General features: G+C 71.7%; 19 protein-coding genes, 1 tRNA gene and 1 pseudogene. 8 read left to right on the top strand and 13 right to left on the bottom strand.

The window, feature by feature from the left end; genetic code table 11:
- Positions 1–14 precede the first annotated feature (14 nt).
- From AC1QRC_RS16680 to AC1QRC_RS16665, 4 genes are read right to left on the bottom strand one after another with little or no spacing between them, the layout of a single operon-like run.
- Positions 15–194 (bottom strand): DUF6104 family protein, encoded by a 180-nt coding sequence (locus AC1QRC_RS16680; protein ID WP_484204378.1) that lies wholly within the window; start codon positions 192–194, stop codon positions 15–17.
- A gap of 9 nt (positions 195–203) precedes the next feature.
- Positions 204–1,253 carry a GNAT family N-acetyltransferase gene (locus tag AC1QRC_RS16675; RefSeq protein WP_484204377.1) on the bottom strand — a complete coding sequence of 350 codons (1,050 nt, stop codon included), beginning with the start codon at positions 1,251–1,253 and terminating at the stop codon, positions 204–206.
- Positions 1,254–1,311: 58 nt separating this feature from the next.
- On the bottom strand, positions 1,312–2,013 hold the full coding sequence (locus AC1QRC_RS16670) for a maleylpyruvate isomerase family mycothiol-dependent enzyme (protein WP_484204376.1): 702 nt from the start codon (positions 2,011–2,013) through the stop codon (positions 1,312–1,314).
- A 2-nt stretch (positions 2,014–2,015) separates the two neighbouring features.
- Positions 2,016–2,765 (bottom strand): FadR/GntR family transcriptional regulator, encoded by a 750-nt coding sequence (locus AC1QRC_RS16665; protein WP_484204375.1) that lies wholly within the window; start codon positions 2,763–2,765, stop codon positions 2,016–2,018.
- Positions 2,766–2,839: 74 nt separating this feature from the next.
- Here AC1QRC_RS16665 and AC1QRC_RS16660 point away from each other — a divergent pair, with 74 nt between their 5' ends.
- Positions 2,840–4,030 (top strand): CaiB/BaiF CoA transferase family protein, encoded by a 1,191-nt coding sequence (locus AC1QRC_RS16660; RefSeq protein ID WP_484204374.1) that lies wholly within the window; start codon positions 2,840–2,842, stop codon positions 4,028–4,030.
- Positions 4,027–5,529: a carboxyl transferase domain-containing protein gene (locus AC1QRC_RS16655; RefSeq protein ID WP_484204373.1), complete on the top strand. Its 1,503-nt coding sequence runs from the start codon at positions 4,027–4,029 to the stop codon at positions 5,527–5,529. The genes AC1QRC_RS16660 and AC1QRC_RS16655 overlap by 4 nt, the downstream gene beginning before the upstream one ends.
- 73 nt (positions 5,530–5,602) lie before the next feature.
- On the opposite strand, the gene AC1QRC_RS16650 is transcribed toward AC1QRC_RS16655, so the two are convergent.
- From AC1QRC_RS16650 to AC1QRC_RS16630, 5 genes are all read right to left on the bottom strand, one after another.
- The gene (locus AC1QRC_RS16650) at positions 5,603–9,385 is read right to left on the bottom strand and encodes a multifunctional oxoglutarate decarboxylase/oxoglutarate dehydrogenase thiamine pyrophosphate-binding subunit/dihydrolipoyllysine-residue succinyltransferase subunit (RefSeq protein ID WP_484204372.1); all 3,783 of its coding nucleotides are present in this window, start codon (positions 9,383–9,385) and stop codon (positions 5,603–5,605) included.
- A gap of 155 nt (positions 9,386–9,540) precedes the next feature.
- Positions 9,541–10,374, bottom strand: coding sequence for an ABC transporter permease (locus AC1QRC_RS16645; RefSeq protein ID WP_484204371.1), 834 nt, complete (start codon positions 10,372–10,374; stop codon positions 9,541–9,543).
- Entirely contained in the window at positions 10,371–11,423 is a 1,053-nt protein-coding gene (locus tag AC1QRC_RS16640) for an ABC transporter ATP-binding protein (protein WP_484204370.1), read from the bottom strand. Before AC1QRC_RS16640 ends, AC1QRC_RS16645 begins: the two co-directional genes overlap by 4 nt.
- Positions 11,424–11,493: 70 nt before the next feature.
- Positions 11,494–12,918, bottom strand: a complete 1,425-nt coding sequence (locus tag AC1QRC_RS16635; RefSeq protein WP_484204369.1) for an aldehyde dehydrogenase family protein — start codon at positions 12,916–12,918, stop codon at positions 11,494–11,496.
- A gap of 170 nt (positions 12,919–13,088) precedes the next feature.
- Positions 13,089–13,160 (bottom strand) — tRNA-Arg (locus AC1QRC_RS16630).
- A gap of 100 nt (positions 13,161–13,260) precedes the next feature.
- Here AC1QRC_RS16630 and AC1QRC_RS16625 point away from each other — a divergent pair.
- From AC1QRC_RS16625 to AC1QRC_RS16615, 3 genes are all read left to right on the top strand, one after another.
- A complete protein-coding gene (locus tag AC1QRC_RS16625) occupies positions 13,261–14,904 on the top strand; it encodes an arginine--tRNA ligase (RefSeq protein ID WP_484204368.1) in 1,644 nt (547 codons plus the stop codon).
- A 67-nt stretch (positions 14,905–14,971) separates the two neighbouring features.
- On the top strand, positions 14,972–15,979 hold the full coding sequence (locus AC1QRC_RS16620; protein ID WP_484204367.1) for a homoserine dehydrogenase: 1,008 nt from the start codon (positions 14,972–14,974) through the stop codon (positions 15,977–15,979).
- Between the two features lie 62 nt (positions 15,980–16,041).
- Positions 16,042–17,526 (top strand): aldehyde dehydrogenase family protein, encoded by a 1,485-nt coding sequence (locus AC1QRC_RS16615; protein WP_484204366.1) that lies wholly within the window; start codon positions 16,042–16,044, stop codon positions 17,524–17,526.
- A gap of 12 nt (positions 17,527–17,538) precedes the next feature.
- Here AC1QRC_RS16615 and AC1QRC_RS16610 read toward each other — a convergent pair whose 3' ends face one another.
- Both AC1QRC_RS16610 and AC1QRC_RS16605 read right to left on the bottom strand, forming a co-directional pair.
- Positions 17,539–18,090, bottom strand: a complete 552-nt coding sequence (locus tag AC1QRC_RS16610; protein WP_484204365.1) for a DUF1697 domain-containing protein — start codon at positions 18,088–18,090, stop codon at positions 17,539–17,541.
- Positions 18,091–18,129: 39 nt separating this feature from the next.
- Positions 18,130–18,936 (bottom strand): 3-hydroxybutyrate dehydrogenase, encoded by an 807-nt coding sequence (locus AC1QRC_RS16605; RefSeq protein ID WP_484204364.1) that lies wholly within the window; start codon positions 18,934–18,936, stop codon positions 18,130–18,132.
- A 355-nt stretch (positions 18,937–19,291) separates the two neighbouring features.
- Here AC1QRC_RS16605 and rho point away from each other — a divergent pair.
- Positions 19,292–21,119, top strand: a pseudogene (rho, locus tag AC1QRC_RS16600) (transcription termination factor Rho).
- Positions 21,120–21,199: 80 nt separating this feature from the next.
- Here rho and AC1QRC_RS16595 read toward each other — a convergent pair.
- Entirely contained in the window at positions 21,200–21,775 is a 576-nt protein-coding gene (locus AC1QRC_RS16595; protein WP_484204363.1) for a TetR/AcrR family transcriptional regulator, read from the bottom strand.
- A gap of 74 nt (positions 21,776–21,849) precedes the next feature.
- Here AC1QRC_RS16595 and AC1QRC_RS16590 point away from each other — a divergent pair, with 74 nt between their 5' ends.
- Positions 21,850–23,649 carry an ABC transporter ATP-binding protein gene (locus AC1QRC_RS16590; protein ID WP_484204362.1) on the top strand — a complete coding sequence of 600 codons (1,800 nt, stop codon included), beginning with the start codon at positions 21,850–21,852 and terminating at the stop codon, positions 23,647–23,649.
- 47 nt (positions 23,650–23,696) lie between these two features.
- Positions 23,697–23,981 (top strand): hypothetical protein, encoded by a 285-nt coding sequence (locus AC1QRC_RS16585; RefSeq protein ID WP_484204361.1) that lies wholly within the window; start codon positions 23,697–23,699, stop codon positions 23,979–23,981.
- A gap of 23 nt (positions 23,982–24,004) precedes the next feature.
- Here AC1QRC_RS16585 and AC1QRC_RS16580 read toward each other — a convergent pair whose 3' ends face one another.
- Positions 24,005–25,327 carry an MFS transporter gene (locus tag AC1QRC_RS16580; RefSeq protein ID WP_484204360.1) on the bottom strand — a complete coding sequence of 441 codons (1,323 nt, stop codon included), beginning with the start codon at positions 25,325–25,327 and terminating at the stop codon, positions 24,005–24,007.
- Between the last annotated feature and the right edge of the window lie 7 nt (positions 25,328–25,334).

Below are 25,334 nucleotides of genomic sequence, written 5' to 3'. Positions count from 1 at the left end.
TCATCGGGTGCCGTTCACTCCTCGAGGTCGTCGTCGAGCCGGGCCAGCCAGGTGGCGAGCCGCTCGACCGGGATCTCGAACTCGGGATGCAGGTCCACAAAGGTACGCAACTGGTCGGCCAGCCAGTCCAGGCTGACCGTCTCCCCGCCCCGTCGTTCGGTGAGCTCCTCGATGCCCCGGTCGGTGAAGTACACAGGGGCAGACTATCCGGCCGGGAGATCCAGATCCCGGTGCCATGACTGGGTGGTGTAGACCGTCTCCCACCCGAGGGCGCGGTAGAGCCCGTCGGCACCGGTGGGGGAGTCGGCGTCGACCTCCAGCCCCACCCGGTTGCGGCCGCGCGTCGCGGCGTCGGCGATCACGGCATACAGCAGGGACTTGGCGACCCCGCGGCCGCGTGCCCGGGCGTGCACCCCGATGTACTCCACGTAGGAGCCGTCGGGCTGCTCCCGTCCCTCGCGGTCCACCCGGCCGGTCACCGCCGTCGCCACCAGGGCGCCGGCGGGCTGGCCGTCCACCTCGGCCAGCCACCAGTGGTCCCAGCGGTGGCCCGGGTCGGCCCGCAGCCGGTCCAGGAACTCCTCGAAGGTCTCCCGGTAGGAGTTGAAGTGGTCGGCGAAGGAGGCCTCGAGCACCATGTGCACGTCGCGCAGGTCCTGCTCGTCCGGCATTCCGTCCGAGCCGTCGCGGGCGACCAGGCGCACCGTGACACCCTCCCGCGGTGCGGGCAGGGAGGTGGCCTCCTCGGGCTGCACCGGACGCGTCATCTGCCACCAGTCGCGCACGTGGGTGAAGCCCGCGGCGGTCAGCCACCGGGGCTGGCGCGTGTCGTCGGCGAACGCGCCGGAGTCCATCTGGGTGCGTGCCAGCCCCCGGTCGACGCCGATCGCCGAGGCGAGCTCCTCGGCACGGTCGAGGCACCAGGCCGCCACCGGGTCCGCAATGTCCTCGGACAGGTCTGGGTCCACGGTGACCCCGACCAGCACCCGACCGCTGGCCCGGTCGTGACAGCTCACCCAGGCCCGTGCGGTCCCGTCGGGGTCGCGCACCATCACGTGGTTGCGAGCGTCGGCGCCCTGCCCCGCGACCTCGGCCGCCACCTGCTCGCTGTCCGCCCCGGGCCAGCCCCGGGCCTCCTTCTCGTGCCGTCGTAGCAGCGCAACCAGATCGTCGACGTCCTGCTCGGTCGGCTCGTAGGCGGCCCAGCCGGGCAGGGGAGGGGCAAGGTGGTCGGCGCTGTCGGCGAGACTCATGGGCGACATCTTTCCATCCGGCCGCGGGTCCGGCCGCCAACTGTGGCTGGGGCGTCGGTCACGCGAACGGCGGTGGCTCCGGCAGCGGTATGTCGTGGGCCAGCCGTTCCGCCCGTCCCCGGGCGAGCCACAACAGCAGGTCGGGCGCGGTGCCGGTGACGACCTGGCCGGTGCCCGGGCCGACCGTGATCTCCCCGCCGTCGGGGGTGCGGAGCCGCAGGTCGAGTCCGGCGTCCCCGGCCCGCCGTGCGCCCTGCCGCAGGGCCCGCTGCACGAACCCGGTATCGGCGTCGGCGAAGGTGTAGCCGGCCAGCAGGTCGACGTGGTGGAAGACCACCTCCAGCAACCGCATCGTCGGCACCTGGGCGCCGCGGACGGGCGTGCCGGTGCGGGTCAGCACCTCGGCGTCCCCGGCGGGACCGTGCAGGTCGGCGGCGTGGGCGGCGAAGCGGCCGGCGCTCTCCTGCAGGTCCGCCACCAGCTCGGGGAGGTCGCGCTCGGCGCCCACGGTGATGGCCTCGGCGCGCTCCTGCTCCGAGCCATAGGCGTCGCGCCGCTGCCCGGTGCGGGCCCAGTGCAGCAGGTTGTCCAGCGCGTCGGCGTTGCGCGCGACGTGGGTGATGACGTGCGCCCGGGTCCACCCGGGGCACAGCGTGGGCGCGGCCAGGTCCTCCGCGGCCAGGTCGGAGACCGTGGCCACCAGCCGGTCGGTCTCCCGGGCGAGCAGCTCCAGGTTGGCGCCCAGGTGCGTCCGGGCCATGGTCAGCCCCCCGTGCCGTCGACGGTGGGGGCGTCCTCGGGCTCGCGGTTCAGGGCCACATCGGACACCAGGGCGATGTGGTCCTCCATGGCGGCGCCGGCGGCTGAGGCGTCCCCGGCCCGGATCGCCTCGGCGATCCGGCGGTGGCCGGCGAGCGACTCGCGGGGGCGCCCCGGTTGGGCGAGCGACTCCAGCCGGGTCTCCCGGATCAGCTCGGAGATCTCGGCCATCAGCCGGGCCAGCAGCGGTGAGTGGCCGGCCTGGGTGATCGCCGCATGGAAGGCCTTGTCGCCGTCCAGCCCCCGCTTGCCGGCGTCGATGTCGGCGGCCATCTGCTCCAGAGCGGCGTCGATCGCGGCCAGGTCCTCGGCGGTCCGGCGCTCGGCTGCGAGGCGGGCCAGCTTGCCCTCCAGCGCTGACCGGGCGTCGATCACCTCCGGGAGCCTGGCCCGGTGGCTCCGGAAGGCGGCCAGGACCTGGTGTTCGCTGCGCCGGTCCAGCAGCACCGCTCCGTCCCCGTGCCGCACCGTGACGACGCCGAGGACCTCCAGGGCCACCAGCGCCTGGGAGACCGAGGCTCGGCTGACCCCGAGGAACACCGCCAGGTCGCGCTCCGCGGGGAGCCGGTCACCGGGGTTGAGCCCCTGCGTCTCGATGTGACGCAGCAGTTCCTGGACGATCTGCTCATAGAGCCGCTGCCTCGGGACCCGGGACAGGGCACCCTCCGGCGGCTCAGGCGGTGGGGCCATCATGGCGACAGGATATTGACTCAGGCCCGGATTGTCCTATTGGCTAGGCCAATCCCGTTACCCAAGGAGATGTGCACATGGACCAGTCCCCTGCAGGGCCCCTCGCCGGGACCCTCGTGGTCGATCTCACCCGGGCACTGGCAGGCCCGCACGCCGCCATGATGCTCGCCGACCTCGGAGCCCGCGTGATCAAGGTCGAGTCACCCGGGAAGGGGGACGACACCCGCGGGTGGGGGCCACCGTTCATGCCGACGGACGAGGGCGACGTGGCCACCTACTACCTGTCCTGCAACCGGAACAAGGAGTCGATCGCCCTCAACCTCAAGGACGAGGCCGACCGGGAGGTGCTCACCCGCCTGGTCGAACGGGCAGACGTGCTCATGGAGAACTTCCGGCCGGGCGTGCTGGACCGGCTGGGCTTCTCCACGGCCCGGCTCGCCGAACTCAACCCCGGTCTGGTCGTGCTCTCGGTCTCCGGGTTCGGTCACGACGGTCCGGAGGGCGGCCGGGCGGGCTATGACCAGATCGCGCAGGGGGAGGCCGGCCTGATGTCGCTCACCGGCAGCGGACCCGAGGACCCGCAACGGGTGGGCGTCCCGATCGGGGACCTGCTGGCGGGGATGTACGGCGCCTACGGCGTGGTGTCCGCCCTGCTGGAGCGGGATCGCACCGGCAAGGGTCAGGTCGTGCGCACCTCCCTGCTGGCCAGCGTGGTCGGGGTGCACGCCTTCCAGGGCACCCGGTGGACGGTCGCGGGCGAGGTGCCGCAGGCCCAGGGCAACCACCACCCCTCGATTGCCCCCTACGGGCTGTTCCACTGCCGCGACGGCGCGGTCCAGGTCGCCGTGGCCAACCAGTCACTGTGGGAGAAGTTCTGCGCGGCGTTCGGGCTGGACCCGGCGGCCGACGGCCTGGCGACCAACCCCGAGCGGGTCGCCAACCGGGACCGGGTCATCGAGGTGATCGAGGCCGCGTTCGCCGACCTGGACGGCGCCGACCTGCTGGCCCGGCTGGCGGAGGCGGGCGTACCTGCCGGACGCGTCCGCACGCTGCAGGAGGTCTACGAGTGGGAGCAGACCCGCTCCCAGGGGCTGTTGGTCGACGTCGAGCACCCCCAGCTGGGCACCATCAGCCTCCCCGGGCCGCCACTGCGCATGTTTCAGGTCGAGGAGGGCTCGGAGGTCGAGGTCACCCGGCGGGAGCACACTGCGCCGCCGGGACTGGACGCCGACGGCGCAGCCATCCGGGAGTGGTTGCAGCAGCCGTGAACGCCACCCTCGACCTCATCGACCGCACGCTCGACCGGGGCACCTTCACCCGCTGGGACGGACCACCGGTCCAGCCGGAGCCGGACGAGGCCTACCGGGCCTCGCTGGGCCGGGCGCAGGAGCGGTCCGGCCTGGACGAGTCGGTCGTGTCGGGCGAGGGTCTGCTCAACGGTCGCCGGGTAGCCATCATGGCCTGCGACTTCTCGTTCCTGGCGGGCTCGATCGGGGTGGCCGCGGCCGAGCGGCTCGTCCTGGCCGTCGAGCGCGCCACGGACGAGGGGCTGCCGCTGCTGGCGGCGACCGCCTCCGGGGGCACCCGGATGCAGGAGGGCACGACCGCTTTCCTCCAGATGGTGAAGATCTCCGCGGCACTGACCCGGCACAAGGCCGCCGGGCTGCCCTACCTGGTCTACCTGCGCAACCCCACGACCGGCGGGGTGCTCGCGTCGTGGGGCGGCCTGGGTCACGTCACCGTCGCCGAGCCCGGAGCCCTGGTCGGCTTCCTCGGACCCAAGGTCTACCAGGCGCTGCACGGGGAGCCGTTCCCGGACGGGGTGCAGCTCTCGGAGAACCTCTTCGCCCACGGGCTCATCGACGGGGTGGTGCCTCCGGAGGGCCTGCGCGAGCTCGCCGACCGTGCCCTCACCGTGTTGCTGGCCCCCCGGGCAGGGCTGCCGGCCGCGCCGGCCCCGGACCTGCCGGTGCAGGAGCTGCCCGACATCCCGGCGTGGGACTCCATCCAGATCTCCCGGCGCCCCGAGCGGCCCAGCGTCCGCCGCCTGCTGCGGCTGGCGGCCGGCAACGTCGTGCCGCTCAACGGCACCGGCGACGGGGAGGCCGACCCCGGCCTGATTCTGTGCCTGGCGACCTTCGGGGACGCGCCCTGCGTGGTGCTGGCCCAGGACCGGCGCGGCCAGACCGAGGAGGAGCCGATGGGCCCCGGGGCGCTGCGGGAGGCCCGCCGCGGGATGCGCCTGGCGGCGGAGCTCGACCTGCCCCTGGTGACCGTGATCGACACCCCCGGGGCGGCGCTGAGCAAGGAGGCCGAGGAGCGCGGCATGGCCCTGGAGATCGCCCGCTGCCTGGCCGACCTCAGCGCGTTGCCCGCCCCGACCGTGTCGGTGCTGCTGGGTCAGGGGACCGGCGGCGGGGCGCTCGCGCTGATCCCCGCCGACCGGGTTATCGCGGCCCAGCACGGCTGGCTCTCGCCGCTGCCGCCGGAGGGCGCCAGCGTCATCCTGCACGGTGACACCAGCCGGGCCGCGGAGCTGGCCGCCGCCCAGCAGGTGCGGTCCGTGGACCTGCTGCGGCAGGGCGTCGTGGATCATGTGGTGCCCGAGCAACCGGACGCCGCGGAGGAGCCGGAAGAGTTCTGCCTGCGGATGGGTCAGATGCTGCGTGCCGCGCTGGTCGAGGTGCTGGCCGAGGACCCGCAGGCGCGCATCGAGGCCCGACACCAGCGGTACCGCCGGCTCGGGCTGCCCGACGCGCAGGGATAACCACACGGCATACGAACAACCACCCCGTATGCCGTCCGCCGGCCGGGCATGACCGGTGGACGGCAGCGCGGGGTCAGGCCCCGAAGGCCTCGTCCTGCAGGGTCTGCTGCTCGACGGCGTGAGCCTTCGCCGAGCCGGTGGCCGGGGAGGCCGCGGCCGGGCGGGACACCACCCGCAGCGGACGGGTCTCGCCGAACTCGGCCAGGGCCTCTGGCAGGTTGACTGCCATGAACGGCCAGGCACCCTGGTTCTTCGGCTCGTTCTGCACCCAGACCAGCTCGGCCTCCGGGAAGGCCTTCACGGCCTCGGCGATCTCGCGGCCGGGCACCGGGTAGAGCTGCTCGACCGGCAGGATCGCCGTGGTCTCGTCCTCGCGCTTGGCGCGTTCGTCCGCCAGGTCGTGCACGAGCTTGCTGGAGGCCAGCAGCACCCGGCGCACCTGCGTGGCGTCGCCGGAGAAGCTCGGCGGCAGCACCGGGCGCCAGGTGCCCTCGGTGAAGTCCTCCGGGCTGCTGGCGGCGTTCTTCAGCCGCAGCATCGCCTTGGGGGTGAACACCACGAGCGGGCGCCGGGGCCGACCGTAGGCCTGGCGGCGCAGCAGGTGGAAGTAGGAGGCCGGGGTCGAGGGGTAGGCGACCCGCATGTTCTCCTCGGCGCACATCTGGAGGAACCGCTCGATCCGGGCCGAGGAGTGGTCCGGGCCCTGACCCTCGTAGCCGTGCGGCAGCAGCAGCACTACCGAGGAGCGCTGGTTCCACTTCTGCTCCGAGGAGGAGATGAACTCGTCGATGATGGTCTGCGCACCGTTGACGAAGTCGCCGAACTGTGCCTCCCACATCACCAGGGCGTCGGGCCGCTCCACGGAGTAGCCGTACTCGAAGCCCATGGCGGCGTACTCGCTGAGCAGCGAGTCGTAGATCCACAGCTTGGCCTGGTCCTCGGACAGGTGCAGCAGCGGGTTCCACTCGTCGGCGGTCTTCTTGTCCGTGAGCACGGCGTGGCGCTGCACGAACGTGCCGCGCCGCGAGTCCTGCCCGGCCAGCCGGACCGGGGTGCCCTCCATCAGCAGGGACCCGATCGCGATGAGCTCGCCCATCGCCCAGTCGATGCCGCCCTTGCGCGTCATCTCGGTGCGCCGGGACATCAGCTGGGCCAGCTTCGGGTGGACCGTGAAGCCCTCCGGGGTCGCGGTGAAGGCGTCGCCGATCTGGTTGAGCACCTCCGAGGAGATGGCGCTCTTGTGCTTGGCGACGGGGGCCGCCTCGTCCTCCTCCTGTGCCCGGGGGCGGTCCAGCCCGCGGGAGTCGCCGTCCTCACCGCGCAGCGCGGCCTTGGTCTCGGTGAACACCTGCTCCAGCTGGTGCTGGTAGTCGCGCAATGCCGCCTCGGCGTCGTCGACGGTGATGTCGCCGCGGCCGATGAGGGCCTCGGTGTAGAGCTTGCGGACCGACCGCTTGGACTCGATCAGGTCGTACATCAGCGGCTGGGTCATCGACGGATCGTCACCCTCGTTGTGACCGCGGCGGCGGTAGCAGACCATGTCGATCACGACGTCCTTGTGGAACGCCTGGCGGAACTCGTAGGCCAGCTCGGCCACCCGCACGCAGGCCTCCGGGTCGTCCCCGTTGACGTGGAAGATCGGCGCCTGCACCATCCGCGCCACGTCGGTGCAGTAGACGCTGGACCGGGAGGAGCTGGGGCTGGTGGTGAAGCCGACCTGGTTGTTGATGACGACGTGGATCGTGCCGCCGGTGCGGTAGCCGCGCAGCTGGGACAGGTTGAGGGTCTCGGCCACCACACCCTGGCCCGCGAACGCGGCGTCGCCGTGCAGCAGCACGGGCAGCACCGTGAACGCCTCGCCGGCCAGGTCGAGCCGGTCCTGCTTGGCGCGGGCGATGCCCTCCAGGACCGGGTTGACCGCCTCCAGGTGCGAGGGGTTCGCGGCCAGGTAGACCTTGGTGGTCTGCCCGGACTCGGCGGTGAACTCACCCTCGGTGCCCAGGTGGTACTTCACGTCACCGGAGCCCTGCACCGAGCCGGGGGCCTGCTTGCCCTCGAACTCCCGGAAGATCTGGCCGTAGGACTTGCCGGCCAGGTTGGCGAGCACGTTGAGGCGGCCGCGGTGCGGCATCCCGATGCACACCTCGTCCAGCTCCTCCTGGGCGGCCAGGGTCAGGATCTGGTCCATCAGCGCGATGACGGACTCCCCGCCCTCCAGGCTGAACCGCTTCTGGCCGACGAACTTGGTCTGCAGGAACGTCTCGAACGCCTCCGCGGCGTTCAGCCGGCGCAGGATCCGCAACTGCTCGTCGGCGGACGTCTTCTCGTAGGGGACCTCCACCCGCTCCTGGATCCAGGCCCGCTGCTCGGGGTCCTGGATGTGCATGTACTCGATGCCGACGGTGCGGCAGTAGGAGTCGCGCAGGATCCCCAGCACCTTGCGCAGCGTCAGCCGCGGCTGGCCGCCGAACCCTCCGGTCGGGAAGGAGCGCTCGAGGTCCCACAGGGTCAACCCGTGGTTGGTGATGTCGAGGTCGTGGTGCTTGCGCTGGCGGTACTCCAGCGGGTCCGTGTCGGCCATCAGGTGGCCGCGCACCCGGTAGGAGTGGATCAGCTCCTGGACCCGGGTCGCCTTCGACACGTCGTCGTCGTGGGAGGCGGTGATGTCGGGGGCCCAGCGGACCGGCTCGTAGGGGATCCGCAGCGAGGTGAAGATCTCGTCGTAGAAGCCGTCGGCGCCCAGCAGCAACTGGTGCAGCACCCGCAGGAACTCCCCGGACTGCGCGCCCTGGATGATCCGGTGGTCGTATGTCGAGGTGAGGGTGAGCACCTTGCTCACCGCGTTGCGCGCGATCTGCTCGGGGCTGGCGCCCTGCCACTCGGCCGGGTAGTCCAGCGCGCCGACCCCGATGATCGTGCCCTGGCCCTGCATCAGCCGCGGCACGGAGGAGACGGTCCCGATGCCACCCGGGTTGGTCAACGAGATCGTGGTGCCCTGGAAGTCCTCCAGGGTCAGCTTGTTGTCGCGGGCCTTGCGGACCAGGTCCTCGTAGGCGCCCCAGAAGTTGGCGAAGTCCATCCGCTCCGCGCTCTTGATGCTGGGCACCAACAGCTGACGGGAGCCGTCTGGCTTCGGCACGTCGATCGCCAGACCCAGGTTGACGTGCGCGGGCACGAGCAGCGCGGGCTTGCCGTCCTCCTCGGCGTAGCTGTGGTTCATCTCCGGCATCGCCGCCACGGCCTTGACCATGGCGTAGCCGATGAGGTGGGTGAAGGACACCTTGCCGCCACGGCTGCGGGACAGGTGGTTGTTGATGACGACCCGGTTGTCGATCAGCAGCTTGGCGGGGACCGCACGCAGGCTGGTGGCCGTCGGCACCTGGAGGCTGGACTCCATGTTGGTGACGACCCGGGCGGTCGCCCCGCGCAGCCGGGTGACCTGGGCGGCCTCCTGCGGGCCGGTGTCCTTGCGGGCCGGCGCGTCGCGGGGCGTGGGGGAGGAGTCGCTCTCCGCCTTCTGGGCGCTGTCGCCCTCCGCGGTCTCAGTCTTCTTGGCGGGCTCGGCCTTCTTGGCGGGCTCGGCCTTCTTGGCGGGCTCGGCCTTCTTGGCGGGCTCGGCCTTCTTGGCGGGCTCGGCCTTCTTGGCGGGCTCGGCCTTCGTGGTCGTCGTCGTGGGTGTGCTGCTCGCGCCGTTGGGGCCGGTGCCGTCGGGGTCGTAGGTGGCGAAGAAGGCTCGCCACTCGGGGGCGACGGACGACTCGTCGGCCTGGAACTGCTCGTACATGGACTCCACGAGCCATTCGTTGGCTCCGAAGTCAGCCAGGGGGTTGTCGCTACTGGGGGGCTGTGCTGCCACGGCGTCCGCGCCTCTTCCTCACGTGTTGACAGACGAAACTTCTGCAGGGCAAGCCTAGCCCTCTCGGGGGCCCCGTGGGGGCCGCGGGTCCGGCGGGTCCGGATACGGTCCGGCCAGGTCCGCGTCGGGAGTCGCGGACGGCGCTCACCGCGGGCTCAGGCGATGTCCTTGCGGCGGGTCAGCCAGGTGCCGATCGCGGTCATCAACGCGGCGTAGGCCAGGAGCACCAGGGCCCCGACCCACCACGTCAACTGGTCCCCGGAGCTGCCCATCTGGGCGGCCACCTCGGAGTCCATCCCGCCGAAGGTGTCGAGGGTCGCGGTGGTCGCCTGACTCGGCAGGAACCGGGCGAGGGCGTCGCCGCCGTCGAGCAGCGACAGGCCGAAGCCGACGAGCGGCTCGATGATCCAGGCGACGGCCACCGCGACGAGGATGGCGGCGATCTGGTTGGGGACCAGCACCCCGACGCCCAGCCCCATGAGGGCCCACAGCCCGAGGACCAGCAGGGCCAGCGCCAGGGTCCGGATCAGCCCGGCGGGGCCGGGGAACAGCGGGACGTCGTTGATCACCAGGAGCACCCCGGCACCGACGATCGAGCCGGCCAGGTGCACCAGCCCGTTGATGGCACCGATCACGATCAGCGCGATGGCCTTCGCCGCGACCACGCGGGTGCGTCGTGGCGTGGCCAGGAAGGTGCCGGAGGCGGTCTTGTGTCGGAACTCCTGCCCGATGGACAGGACTCCGATGACCAGGGTCAGCAGGTAGCCCAGCTGGATGCCGCCGGTGTAGCTCTGGCGGACGAGGGTCTCGTCAGGCACCACGTCCCGCATGTCGACGGTCGTCCCGTCGACGGGCATGGACCCGTAGAGGGTGAAGGCCGCGCCGATCGCGGCGAACACCGCGCCGGTGAGGAACATCCCCACCAGCATCCCCCAGAACATCCGGGTGCTGCGGTACTTGAGCAATTCGGAACGCACCAGCGCGGTCATCGCTGCTCCTCCCCGTCGACGAGGTTGGCCCGGCCGACCGGATCACCCGCGTCGCCGTCACCGGGATCACCGCCGGTGCCGGCTCCGGCGCGGTTGCGGTTCTGGTTCTCCGGCGACTCCGTCAGCTCGAAGTAGAGCCGCTCAAGGTCGCTGCGCAGCGCGCGCATCTCGTGGACCGGGACGCCACCGGCCAGCGCCAGATCGCCGATGCGGACCATGTCGTCCCCGCCGACCCGCAGCGCACCGGCCCCGTGCTCGGGGCTGGCCTCCGCGGTGAGTCCCTCGGCCTGCAGCACCTGCGCCAGCCGGTCGGTGTCGGACGTGCGCACCAGGGTGTTCGGGTCGCCGTGCAGCTGCTCCATCGTGCCCTGCCGGACCAGGTGGCCGTTGGCGATGATCACGACGTCGTCGACCGTCTGCTCCACCTCGCTGAGCAGGTGGGAGGAGACGAGGATCGTCTTGCCGCCGGACGCTAGGTGGCGCAGCAGGCCGCGCAGCCACCGGATGCCCTCGGGGTCCAGGCCGTTGGCCGGCTCGTCCAGGATCAGCACGTCCGGGTCGCCCAGGAGTGCCGCGGCCAGGCCCAGCCGCTGCCGCATCCCCATGGAGTACCCGCCGGCGCGCTTGCGGGCCGCGGCGGGGATCCCCACCAACTCCAGGAGCTCGTCGACCCGGGAGTCCGGGATCCGGTGCGTGGCAGCCAGCACCCGCAGGTGGTCCCGCCCCGTCCGACCCGGGTGGAAGTTGGTGGCCTCCAGTGCCGCCCCGACGGTCGCAAGCGGGGCCGGCAGATCGGCATACCTCTGCCCCCCGATCAACCCCTCCCCGCCGGTGGGCGTGATCAGCCCGAGCAGCATCCGCAGGGTGGTCGTCTTGCCGGCGCCGTTCGGGCCCAGGAAGCCGGTGATCCGGCCCGGGTGCACCTCGAAGGACAGTGCGTCGACGGCGACGAAGTCGCCGAACTTCTTGGTCAGCGCCTGGACCTCGATGGGGGTCCCGGCTGTCACGGGTGGCGGTGGTGGCCCGGGCGGTGCTGTGGCAGCGGACATGTCGCCCAGTCAATCATCCGCACCCGGTCGCCGCGCAGGGTTTCCTCCCGCGCGCCGGACCGGGTCGTCCTCAGAGCTTGATCACGACGGTCTTGGTCTGGGTGAACGACTCCAGCGCCTCGATGCCCTTCTCCCGGCCGTAGCCGGACCGGCCGAACCCGCCGAAGGGCAGGTCCACCCCGCCGCCGGCCCCGTAGTTGTTGACGAAGACCTGCCCGGCCCGGACCCGTCCCGCCAGGCGGTGCGCGCGGCTCAGGTCGGTGGTCCAGAGGGCGGCGAGCAGGCCGTATGCCGTGGAGTTGGCGAGCGCGACCGCCTCCTCCTCGTCGGTGAAGGTCATCGCCGCCAGGACGGGGCCGAACACCTCCTCCTGGGCGATCCGGCTCTGCGGGTCAACCCCGTCGACCAGGGTCGGGGCGAAGTAGGCGCCGTCGGCGAGGGCGGCGTCCGCCGGGCGCCCGCCGCCGGTGAGCACCTCGCCGGTCCCCAGGTCGTCGAAGAACCCGGAGACGCGGTCCCACTGCTTGGCCGAGACCAACGGCCCGAGGTCGGGGTCGTCCAGCCCCGGGCCGATCCGGGTGGCCTCCAGCCGCTGCACCACCTTGGTCACGAGCTCGTCGTGGACCTCGGCGTGCACCAGCAGCCGGGACCCGGCCGAGCAGGTCTGCCCGGCGTTCTGCAGGACGCCGCGGGCGACCGCCTCCGCCGCCGCCTCCAGGTCCGCGTCGGGGAAGACGACCTGGGCGGACTTGCCGCCCAGTTCGAGCACGGTCGGCACCACCCGGTCCGCGGCGGCGTGCGCGATCTGCGAGCCGATGGCGGTCGAGCCGACGAAGCTCAACTGCGCGACCCCCTCGTGTGCGGTCAGCGCCGCCCCGGCCTCTGCCCCGATCCCGGTCACCACGTTGACGAGACCGGCGGGGAGACCCGCCTCCACGGCATACCGGGCGAGGGCGACGGTCGTGCGCGGGGTCTCGTCGGCCGGCTTGAGCACGATGCCGTTGCCGGTCACCGCGGCGGCGGCGAGGGTGCGGGAGGCGAGTTGCAGCGGGTAGTTCCACGCTACGACCGAGCCGACCACCCCGAACGGCTCCCGGCGGGTGTAGGCGTGCATGTCGGCGCCCTTGGGGATGGTCACGCCGTAGAACGCCTCGACGACGTGGGCGTAATAGCGCAGGTAGCGGGCCGCCGTGCGGGCGTCAGCGCGGGCCTGGGTGAGCGGCTTGCCGGTGTCCTCGCACTCCCAGCGGGCCAGCTGCTCGGCCTCCCGCTCCACGATCGAGGCCCACCGCTCGAGCAGGGCCGAGCGGTCCTCGGGGGAGCTGTCCGCCCACGCCGGCTGCGCGGCGGCCGCCGCCGAGACGGCGCGGTCGACCTCGTCGGCGCCGGCCCGGGCGACCAGGCCGAGGGTCCTGCCGGTGGCGGGGTCCACGTTGTCGTAGGTGTCGGCACTGGGCACGGACTCGCCGTTGATCCAGGACTGGGTGATCTCCATGGGGCTCCGCTCGGAGGTGATCGGGGGCCAAGGGCTGGCGCTGGCCGGGTACGGCACCATGCAACCACCCGCCCCCGGGTGGGTGCCCACCGGTCTGGTGGGTGACCCGAGAACCCTGCAGGGGACGACGAAGGCCGCCGACCTGCAACGGGTCGGCGGCCTTCCGCGTGCGCCCCCGGCAGGATTCGAACCTGCGCTCCCGCCTCCGGAGGGCGGTGCTCTATCCCCTGAGCTACGGGGGCAACAGCGCAAAAGAATACCAGCCGGAACGGGGTGCTCCGTCCCACCCCGGGCGGTGACCGGGGGCCGACTGGCGCCCCGTGCGGCACTAGAATCGGCCCGGTGACCCCCGAGCAACTTGCTGCAGCCATCACCGCCGTCCTCGACCAGGCCATCGCCGACGGGGACCTCGCCGTCGAGCCGCCGCGCGAGGTGCGCGTGGAGCGTCCGCGCAGCCAGGAGCACGGCGACTGGACCAGCAACGTCGCCCTCCAACTGGCCAAGGGGGCAGGTATGCCGCCGCGCGAGTTGGCCACGCAGCTCGCCGGGCGCCTGGGCCGGGTGGACGGGGTGGCCGCCGTGGACGTGGCGGGGCCCGGATTCCTCAACATCACCCTCGACGCGGGCAGCGCCGGGGAGCTGGCGCGGACCATCGTCGAGCAGGGTGCGGCCTACGGTGCCAACGACGCGCTCGCCGGTCACGTGATCAACCTGGAGTTCGTCTCGGCCAACCCGACCGGGCCGTTGCACATCGGACACACCCGGTGGGCGGCCCTGGGGGATGCGTTGCGCCGGCTGCTCCAGGCCAGCGGGGCGCAGGTGACCGCCGAGCACTACATCAACGACGCCGGCTCGCAGATGGACAAGTTCGGCGCCTCGATCGTGGCCGCGGCCCGGGGGACGCAGCCGCCCGAGGGGGGATACGCCGGGGAGTGGATCAGCGAGCTGGCCGAGCAGCTTGCGGCCGAGCGCCCTGACCTGCTCGACCTGCCCGAGCCGGAGGCCACCGCCCTGGCGCGGCAGCGTGGCTACGAGCTGCAACTGCAACAGATCAAGGACACCCTGGAGCGGTTCCACGTCGAGTTCGACGTCTGGTTCTCGGAGAAGTCGCTGCACGACTCCGGCGCCGTGGAGCAGGCCGTGGCCCGGTTGCGGGAGCAAGGCCACGTGTTCGACGCCGAGGGCGCGGTCTGGCTGCGGACCACCGACTTCGGCGATGACCGCGACCGGGTGCTGATCCGCGCCAACGGCGAGCCCACCTACTTCGCCTCCGACGCCGCCTACTACCTGAGCAAGAAGGACCGCGGCTTCCCCGAGAAGGTCTACATGCTGGGGGCCGACCACCACGGCTACGTCGGGCGGCTCAAGGCCATCGCCGCGTGCGCCGGGGACGACCCGGCGGCGCACATCGAGGTGCTCATCGGCCAGCTCATCAACATCTCGGGCGAGCGGATGGGCAAGCGGCGCGGCAACGCGATCTTCCTCACCGACCTGCTGGAGTGGATCGGCTCGGACCCGGTGCGCTACTCCCTGGCCCGCTACCCGGCGGACTCCCCGCTGGACCTGGACGGCGAGCAGTTGCGCAAGCGCTCCAACGACAACCCGGTCTTCTACGTGCAGTACGCGCACACCCGCACCCACAACGTGGCCCGGCTGGCGGCGCAGGACGGGGTGGACCGGGAGGCCGGATTCGACCCGGCGCTGCTGGACCACCCGACCGAGGGGGTCCTGCTGGCGACGCTCGGGGACTTCCCGCGGGTGGTCGCCCAGGCGGCACGGCTGCGTGAGCCGCACCGCGTGGCCCGCTACCTGGAGGAGCTGGCCGGGCACTTCCACACCTGGTATGTCGAGTGCCGGGTCCGCCCGCTCGGCGACGAGGAGATCACCGACCTGCACCGGACCCGGCTGTGGCTCAACGACGCCACCCGCCAGGTGCTCGCCAACGGCCTGGGCCTGCTGGGCGTGACCGCGCCGGAGCGGATGTGAGCGGGCCCGCGGACCGGCTCCACGGCATACCCTCCTCCCGAGACGACACCGACCCAGGAGTGACCCGATGACACCGTCCCCGACCCCGATCCGAGTGGCACTGCTCGGCGCCGGCACCGTGGGCGCCGCGGTCGCGCGCCTCCTGTCCTCCCGGGGCCCGCTGCTGGCCTCCCGGGTGGGTGCCCCCCTGGAGCTCACCGGGATCGCGGTGCGTGACCTGGGACGACCTCGGGACCTCACCGGCGTGCCGGAGGGGCTGCTCACCGACCGACCCGAGGACCTGGTCGACGACGCGGATGTCGTCGTCGAGCTGATGGGCGGCCTCGAGCCGGCCCGTGGCCTCATCGAGCGGGCGGTGCGCGGCGGGGCGCAGGTAGTCACCGCCAACAAGCAGCTCATCGCCCAGCAGGGCGTGGAGCTGGAGGCGCTCGCCGCCGAGCACCGAGTGGGACTGGACTACGAGGCCGCGGTCGCTGCCGCCGTCCCGGTCCTGCGGGTGGTGCGCGAGTCCCTCGCCGGCGACGACATCACGTGGATCGCGGGCATCCTCAACGGGTCCACCAACTTCATCCTGGACATGGTGGCGCGCAAGGGCATGTCGTTCGAGGACGCCAAGGCCCGGGCCGGGGAGCTGGGCTTCCTGGAGGCCGACCCCACCGAGGACCTCGAGGGGCTGGACGCCGCGGCCAAGGTCGTCATCCTGGCCCGTGCCGCCTGGGGCGTCCCGGTCCGCATGGAGGATGTGCAGCGGGAGGGCATCAGCAACCTGACCGACCGTGACTTCGACACGGCCCGGGGGACCGGTCAGGTGATCAAGCTGATCGCGACCGCGTGGCGCTCCGGCACCCGCGAGCACCCCAAGGTCGAGGTGGCCGTGCGTCCCGTCAGCCTGGGCAGCGACGACCCGCTGGCGCTGACCCGGGAGGGCGGCAACACGATCGTGATCGAGACCGAGTCCGCCGGTGCGCTGCGGCTCGGCGGCGCCGGTGCCGGCGGCGAGGAGACGGCCTCGGCCGTGCTCGGTGACGTCGTGTCCGCGGCCCGCCGCGTGGTGGCGGCACGCACCCCCGGCTGACCCCTCCGGGAGCGTGGGTATCGTGACTCCCACTGGCCCCCCTGCTGAGGAGAACGCGCACTATGAAGGACGTCGCCGGAATCGCTCTCGAGGACCTTGAGGTCTCTGAGGAGCTCATGTACATCGGGGGCGAGTGGGTCCCCGCCGAGGCCGGCGAGACGATCGAGGTGATCACCCCGATCGACCGGGACAAGGTCATCGCTACCACTCCCCGGGCGCGGGAGGCCGACGCCGACCGGGCCGTCGCCGCCGCACGTGCGGCCTTCCCCGGATGGGCCGCGCTCACCTTCGCCGAGCGCTCCCGCATCCTCCTGCAGTGCACCGCTGCGCTCGAGGACAGCATCGAGGAGTTGGCTCACCTGACGGCGCTGGACACCGGCAACGCCATCCGCACCCAGGCCCGGCCCGAGGCCGGCTCCCTCGTGCAGCTGTTCCGCTACATGGCCGGGATCGCGGGGGAGGTCAAGGGCACCGTGCTGCCCGCGGCGGGGGACCAGTTGCAGTACACCCGGCGCCAGCCGCTGGGCGTGGTCGCCGGCATCCTGCCGTGGAACTCCCCGCTGCTGATCGCGGCGTTCAAGGTGCCCGCCGCGCTTGCCGCCGGCAACACCATCGTGCTCAAGGCGGCCGAGGACGCACCGCTGACGATCCTCAAGCTCGCCGAGATCATCGGCCCGTTGCTGCCCGCCGGGGTGCTCAACGTGGTGACCGGCTACGGCGCCGAGATCGGGGAGGCCCTGGTCGTGCACCAGGACGTCGACAAGGTGTCCTTCACCGGCTCCAGCCTGGTCGGCCACGGTGTCGCCGCGAAGGCCGGCGCCCGCCTGGCCCACGCCTCCCTGGAGCTGGGCGGCAAGTCGCCCTCCATCGTCTACCCGGACTCGTGCACCGACGAGGTCGTCGACCAGGTGCTCCTGGCCACCCGGTTCGCCCGCCAGGGGCAGAGCTGCACCAGCGGCTCCCGACTGTTCCTGCACGACGAGATCTACGAGGAGTTCCTGGAGAAGCTGGTCGCCAAGACCTCCCAGCTCACGGTCGGCAACCCCCGCGAGGAGGAGTCCGACATCGGCTGCATCATCAACGCCAAGCAGTGGGACCGGGTCCAGGGCTATATCGAGGACGGGCTGGCCCAGGACGGCGTCGAGGTCGCCTACGACGGCCGTGAGTCGCTGGCCGTGGGGGAGCCGGGGTTCTACCACGCGCCGATGATCCTGACGCAGGTCTCCAACGACTGGCGCATCGCCCAGGAGGAGATCTTCGGCCCGGTCCTGTCGGTGCTCCGGTGGAAGGACGAGGACGAGGTCATCGCGATGGCCAACGACACCCACTACGGCCTCGCCGCGTTCGTGTTCTGCAAGGACCTCAGCTCCGCGCTGCGCGCCGCCCACCAGATCGACTCCGGGTGGGTGCAGGTCAACCAGGGCGGCGGCCAGCTCGCGGGCCAGTCCTACGGCGGCATGAAGACCAGCGGCCTGGGACGTGAGGTGTCGCTCGAGGGCATGCTCGAGGGTTTCACCCAGATCAAGCAGATCAACGTCAAGCTCTGACTCCCGGCCGGGTCAGCGAGCTGGCGCCGAGCCCCAGCGGTCGGCGAGCGTGGCGATCACGTTGTAGTTGCGGTTGGTCGCCACGCCCAGCATCCGCGTCGTGGCCAGCGAGTCCACCGACGTGCCGGAGTAGGCCTCGGTCAGCAGGGCGTGCACGGCCCGGCCCACGGGCACCAGGCGGTCCGGCCCCGGTCCAGCAGCGGCCAGCGCGGCCCGGGCCTCGGGGCTGGGTTCGTCCTTGAGCAGGTAGACGTACTGCCGGGCCAGGTCCGGGAAGCCGGCCCGCAGGTCGGTGGCGTCGGTGGCGATCGCGGTCAACTCGCGGGGTGTGAACACGATCGTCGGCACGTCGAACCCGCGGTCCTCCAGGAACGCCTCCTCCAGGGCCCGCTCGATCTTCGCCCGGGAGCGCAGCGTGGTGCTGAACCGGATGTTGCCGGTGTTGATGTAGGTCTCCACGTCGCCGAACCCGGCGGCGGTCACCGCCCCGCGGATGGCCTCCTTGGGGAACTTCCGGTGGGCCCCGAGGTTGATGGCCCGCAGGAAGCCGAGGTAGGTCGGCATCGTAGGTGCCCCTTCTCCAGCCGTATGCCGTCCGCCGGGTCAGCGGGCGGTCCACCCTCCGTCGACGACGAGGTTGCTGCCGGTCACCGAGCCGCTGTGCCTGCCGGTGCAGTAGGCGACCGCCTCGGCGATTGCCTCGGGGGTCGCGAACTCCTTCAGCGGCTGCGAGGCGAGCATCACCTTCTCGGCGACCTCGTCCTCGGTCATGTTGTGCGCCACCGCCTGGTCCTTGACCTGGGCCGCGACCAGCGGCGTCCAGACGTAGCCCGGGTTGATGCACATGCTGGTGACGCCCCGGTTCGCACCCTCCAGGGCCGTCACCTTGGACAGGCCCTCCAACCCGTGCTTGGCGGCGACATAGGCCGACTTGTAGGCGCTGGCCCGTAGCCCGTGCGCGGAGGAGATGTTGACGATCCGCCCGTACCCCTCGGCATACATGTGCGGCAGGCACGCACGGATCAGCAGGAAGGGGGCGGTGAGCATCAGCCGCTGGATCAGCTCCCACCGGTCCACGGGGAACTGCTCGATCGGGGCGACGTGTTGGATCCCGGCGTTGTTGACCAGGATGTCGAACTCGAGCTCCAGCTCGGACAGGGCGGCCACGTCGGACAGGTCGAGCTGCCAGGTGTCGCAGGTGGCGCCGACCGCGCGCACCTGCTCGGCCACGTCGGCCATCTTGGAGTCGTCGATGTCCGCCAGGGTGACGGCGGCCCCGTCCTCGGCCAGGCGCAGTGCGATGGCGGCCCCCAGGCCGCCGCCACCACCGGTGACCAGGGCCCGGCGACCGGCGAGGTGTCCGGGGTCTGCGCTGCTTCCGGGGGGTGTCTGAGTCTCGGCTGTGGTCATGGCGGACACCCTAGCCAGCGGCGTGCCGGGGCGGTGGACGTGGGCATGGGAGGCAAGGTGGTACGGTAGGAACCGCACTCACGCGATCGTTCGTGTGAACCCGATTCATCGTGGTTCCTGGGCGCGTGCAGTGATCAACCACCGCGAGCAACCCGTGGTGTGGACCCACGCTTTCTGTGTGGGTGACCACTATGCCCGTGCTGGTGATTTCACCATCGGGACGGACTCCGTCCGTTCCTTACCTGTTACCCCGGGCCCGACCCAGATCAGGCGGGCCCCAACGAGGGGGAAGGAATCCTTCGTGACAGACACCACCAAGACCGCTGCACCCACCCGCTCGAGCTCGCTGAGCGCGATGCGGTTGGCCGAACTGCAGGGCCTCGCCGGCTCGATGGGGATCTCTGTGAGCCCCAAGATGCGCAAGGCAGACCTGGTGCAGGCCATCAAGGAGCAGCAGGGCGGGGGCTCCAACGGTGCCGCCAAGTCCGGCCGTTCCGCCAAGGCGGACACCACGTCGGCCGCCTCGCCGGCAGAGGGGGAGGGCGCAGCGCCCCGCGCCGAGCGTCAGGCCGCTCCCGCCCAGGAGTCCGACGGCGGGGACCGTCGACAGGACTCCAAGGGAGGCAACGACCGGCAGGGCGGCAACGACCGCACCCAGGACCGGCAGGGTGGCGGCAATGACCGCAACCAGGGCGGCAACGACCGCAACGACCGGCAGGGTGACCGCAACCAGGGTCAGCAGGACCGGCAGGGTGGCGGCAATGACCGCAACCAGGACCGGCAGGACCGCCAGGGTGGCGGCAACGACCGCAACCAGGGTCAGCAGGACCGGCAGGGTGGCGGCAACGACCGGCAGAACGACCGCAACCAGGGCGGTCAGGACGACGACGGGGGCGGCCGTGGCGGTCGCCGTCGCAGCCGTCAGCGTGGCCGAGACCGCAAGCGCGGCCGCAACCAGCGCGGCGGCGGTGGCGGGGAGCAGTACAGCGACGAGCAGGAGACCTACAACGACGAGGACGTCCTCGTCGGGGTGGCCGGCGTGCTCGACGTGCTGGACAACTACGCCTTCATCCGCACCACCGGCTACCTGCCCGGCCCCAGCGACGTCTACGTCCCGATGGGCATGGTCCGCAAGAACGGCCTGCGCAAGGGCGACGCCGTCACCGGCGCCATCAAGGCGAACCAGCAGGGCGAGCAGCAGCACGGCGGGGGCGGCGGCCACCGCCAGAAGTTCAACGCCCTGGTGCGGCTGGACAGCGGTCAACGGGCAGACCCCCGAGCAGGCCAAGGCCCGCGCGGAGTTCAACAAGCTCACCCCGCTGTACCCGCAGGACCGGCTCCGCCTGGAGACCGAGCAGAAGAACCTGACGACGCGGATCATCGACCTGGTGGCCCCGATCGGCAAGGGTCAGCGCGGTCTGATCGTGTCCCCGCCCAAGGCGGGCAAGACGCTGGTGCTGCAGTCGATCGCCAACGCGATCACCACCAACAACCCCGAGGTGCACCTGATGATCGTCCTGGTGGACGAGCGTCCGGAAGAGGTCACCGACATGCAGCGCACGGTCAAGGGCGAGGTCATCGCCTCGACCTTCGACCGCCCCGCCGACGACCACACCACGGTCGCCGAGTTGGCGATCGAGCGGGCCAAGCGCCTGGTCGAGATGGGCGGCGACGTCGTCGTGCTGCTGGACTCCATCACCCGTCTGGGCCGTGCCTACAACCTGGCGGCGCCGGCCAGCGGCCGGATCCTCTCCGGTGGTGTGGACTCCAGCGCGCTCTACCCGCCGAAGCGGTTCTTCGGTGCCGCCCGCAACATCGAGAACGGTGGCTCGCTCACCATCCTGGCGACCGCCCTGGTGGAGACCGGGTCGAAGATGGACGAGGTCATCTTCGAGGAGTTCAAGGGCACCGGCAACATGGAGCTGCGACTCTCCCGCCAGCTCGCGGACCGGCGGATCTTCCCGGCCGTGGACGTCAACCCCTCCGGCACCCGCCGCGAGGAGATCCTGATGCCCCCGGACGAGCTGAAGATCATGTGGAAGCTGCGCCGGGTGCTGTCCGCGCTGGACGCCCAGCAGGGCATCGAGCTGCTGCTGGACCGGCTGCGCAAGACCAAGACGAACTACGAGTTCCTGGTCCAGGTGCAGCAGACCTCCTCGATCAAGCTGGACGACGAGGACTGACCTGCCGTATGTCGTGTGGCCCGGTTCCCCAGATGGGGGCCGGGCCACACGGCATACGAGGGGTGTCGTATGCCGAGGCGTCAGTCGCGGCGGAAGACGCCGGAGGTGAGCGTGGTGATGATCGAGTCCATGACGACCGCCCGCGGGGCGCTCCCGTCCTGCAGCGACTCCCAGCCGACATAGACCAGGGACCAGAAGCACTTGACCATCCAGTCCCGGGACAGGTCGTCGCGCAGTCGGTCCGAGGCCCGCCCCAGGATCCGGGCGACCGGGTCGGCCTCCAGGTCCACGTCCGCCCACAGGTCCTCGTCCGAGGCGAGGGTCGGCTCGTTGTAGAGGTAGGTCATGACCGGGCCGCGGTCGATGATGGCCTCGGCCACCCGGCGCAGCGCGTCCACCGGGTCGCCGACGTCCGGCTCGGCCCGCTCGAAGTCGGCGTCCACCTGCTCGAGCATGTGGCGGGCGAGGGCACGCAGTAACTCGGCCCGGTCGGGGAAGTAGCGGTGCAGCGTCGAGCGGCCGACCTCGGCCGCCGCCGCGATGTCGCCCAGCGACGCCTGGGGGTTGGTGGGGAGCAGCCCCGCAGCCGCGTCCAGGATCGCCAGCCGGGTGCGGGCCCGCGTCCCGGTCTCCTTCACCTGTGGTGCAGACGTCATGCCCACACGTTACAACGTCGTGCCGCTATGAAACTCGATTGACACTAATGGGACAGTGGTGTTCCACTTAGGGAATGACCGAACCCACCGCTGACAAGCCCCCTCCCGTCCCGTTGCGGTGGGAGAACATCCGGGTGCTGCTGCACTACGTGCGACCGCACAAGACGGTCGTGGCCCTCGGTGTGGTGCTGGGGCTGGGCACGACGGCCACGGCGCTCGCGACGCCGCTGGCGACCAAGTGGGTGCTGGACACGGTCGGGACCGACGCCTCCCTCACCGGCCCCGTGGTCCTGCTGCTGGTGCTGCTGCTGCTCGGGTCGATCGCCGGGATGATCCAGTGGATCATGCTCGGTCGGCTGGCCGAGCACATCGTGCTGGACGCCCGGACCGGCCTGGTGACCCGGTTCGTGCGGGGCGTGGTGGGGGACGTGCAGCGACGGTCGCCCGGCGAGATGGTCACCCGGGTCACCTCCGACACGGTGCTGCTGCGGGAGGCCGCCTCCTCGAGCATCGTGCAACTGATCAACGGGATGGTCTCGCTGGTCGGCACCATCGTGCTGATGGCGGTGCTGGACCTGCCGCTGTTGCTCAGCACGTTGGTCGCGATCGTGGTGATCGCCGTCCTGATGGGGATCCTGATGCCGATGATCGGTGAGGCGCAGCGCAAGGCTCAGGAGTCGGTCGGGGAGCTGGGCACCGTTCTGGAGGGGAGCCTGCGCGCGCTGCGCACCGTCAAGGCCAGCAGGGCCGAGGACCGCCAGGTCGAGCGGGTCACCGAGCGGGCAGAGGACTCGGCCCGGCACAGCATCCGGGCGGTCTGGGTCACGGCCATCGCCTGGACCATCTCCGGCGGTGGGATCCAGTTGGCGATCATCGCGATCCTGGGGATCGGGGCGTGGCGGGTCAACGAGGGTGGGCTGGCTGTTTCCACGCTCGTGGCGTTCCTGCTCTACGCCTTCAACATCATCGACCCGATCACCACCCTGACCCAGACCTTCACCGAACTGCAGTCCGGCGTCGCGGCCGCCGCCCGGATCCGGGAGACCGAGGACATCGAGGTCGAGGACGTCGAGTCCGGCCGGTCCCTGTCCGAGGTGGGCACCGAGCCGCACGTCCTGGAGCTGCGAGGGGTGGCACTGCGCTATCCGGGTGCGGACCGGCACGCCGTCCAGGGGCTGGACATGCTCGTGCCCCGGCGCGGGCACACCGCGATCGTGGGCCCCTCGGGCGCGGGGAAGACCTCGACGTTCTCAATGCTGCTGCGGTTCGTCGCGCCGCAGCAGGGCGCGATCCTGCTCGATGGCGTGCCCTTCGAGGAGCTCAGCATCGACACGGTCCGCAGCCGGATCGGCTACGTCGAGCAGGAGACGCCGTTGATCAGCGGCACGGTCCGCGACAACCTCACCTTCCGCTACCCGGACGCCAGCGAGGAGGAGGTGTGGGCCGCGCTCGAGGCGGTCCGCCTGGCCGACACGGTGCGGCACCTGCCGGAGGGTCTGGACAGTTCCGTCACCGACACCACCCTCTCCGGGGGTGAGCGCCAACGGGTGGCGCTGGCCCGGGCCGTCGTGCGCGACCCCGAGGTGCTGCTGCTGGACGAGGCCACCGCCCAGCTGGACGGGCTGACCGAGGCGGCGATCCAGGACGTCATCCACCGGGTCGCGCGTCACGGTGCGGTCGTGACCATTGCGCACCGGCTCTCCACCGTGGTCGACGCCGACCAGATCCTGCTCATGGAGGCAGGCCACGTGCGCGCCCTGGGAACGCACCGGGAGCTGTTGGCCACCGACGAGCTGTACCGGGAACTGGTGGCGGCGCTCCGGATCTCCGGCGAGTCCGGCGCTCCCGAGCCTGCCGCGGACCCCGTCGGTTAGGGGTAGCGTTCCCCCGGGAGGACGTCGACGACGGGGAGGTGGGCTGCGTGGCGGTCTGGCTGGAGATCTTCCTGGCGCTGGCGGTCGCGCTCGTGATCGGTGGGGTGCTCAGCCTGGTCTGGCTCCTGGTGGACCGCCTCCGGTCGCGCAGGTCCGGTCGGTCCGACCGTGTCGGTGCGGACCAGGGTGCGGGCTCCTCGGGCGTCGTGCGCGGGAGCATGGACGTGCGCGACCACTGGGGCCCGGTCGTGGAGCGCCAGGGCCCCGGCGTCACCGAGCGCCGGGTCCGGGACGTGATCGACCGGACCAGCGGGGAGAACCCCCGGACCTGAGCGCTCCTCGCGCGCTGGCCTCGTCAGGTGCGCGCGGAGTCGCGCGGGTCCATGGTCGGGGACGCGGCCCCGGTCAGGTCCTCGGGCTCCTGCCGCGGCACCAGGATGGACAGGGTCGCGGCGACGGCGCACAGCACGGCGCCGCCCCAGAAGGCGTAGGCATAGGTCCCGAAGACGTCCCGGACGATGCCGGCTCCCAGGGCAGCAACCGCCGCACCGACCTGGTGCGCCGCGAACACCCAGCCGAAGACGATGGTGCCCCGCTCGCCGAAGATGCGCCGGCACAGCACGGCCGTGGGTGGCACCGTGGCGACCCAGTCGAGTCCGTAGATGACGACGAAGAGGATCGTGCTCGGGTGCACGGTCGCGGCCAGCAGTGAGGGGAGCAGGAGCAGGCTGACGCCGCGGAAGGCGTAGTACACGACCAGGAGCTTGCGCGGGTCGAAGATGTCGGTGAGCCACCCCGAGGCCACCGTGCCCACGATGTCGAAGACGCCGACCATGGCCAGCAGCCCCGCCGCGGTGGTGGTGGACATGCCGTGGTCGTGGGCGGAGGGGATGAAGTGGATGCCGATGAGCCCGTTCGTGGTGGCCCCGCAGATGGCGAAGGCGGTGGCCAGCGCCCAGAAGGCCCGCTGGCGCACGGCATACCGCAGACCCTCGAGCGCACGGCGGACGGCGCCACCGACGACCCGGGTGGGTGCCGCGTAGGTGGCGGGGTTCGCACCGTAGGGCAGCACGCCGCGCTCCTCCGGGTAGTCCCGGATCACCAGCAGGACGAGGGGCACGGCGAGCAGGGCCGCGCCCGCGATCACCAGGGAGGCGGGGCGCCAGCCCACGTTCTCCGCCAGGGCCGCCACCGGGGGCAGGATCACCAACTGCCCGGTGGCCGACCCGGCCGTGAGGACGCCCATGACCAGGCCGCGCCGGGCCAGGAACCACCGGTTGGCGATCGTCGCGGCGAGCACCAGGGCCATCGAGCCGGTGCCGGTGCCGATGAGTAGTCCCCAGAAGATCAGGAGGTGCCAGGAGGCGGTCATCAGGATGCTGCCCCCGGCCCCGAGCGCCACCAGGACCAGGGCCCCGGAGATGACCTGGCGCATCCCGAACCGGTCCATCAGCGCCGCCGCGAACGGCGAGACGAGGCCGTAGAGCAGCAGGTTGATCCCGACCGCCAGCGACATGCTCGAGGTCGACCAGCCGAACTCGTGGTGCAGCGGCACCATCAGCGCGCCGGGTGCGGCCCGGAAGCCGGCGGCCGCGAACAGGGCGAGGAAGGCGACGGCGGCGACCCACCAGGCCGGGTGGATCCCGGGGCGTGCCCGGGCGGAGGCGTGACGCGTCATGGATCTC

It is taken from the genome of Ornithinicoccus sp. (assembly GCF_057176825.1).
This window is presented reverse-complemented; position numbering and strand designations above follow the sequence as displayed.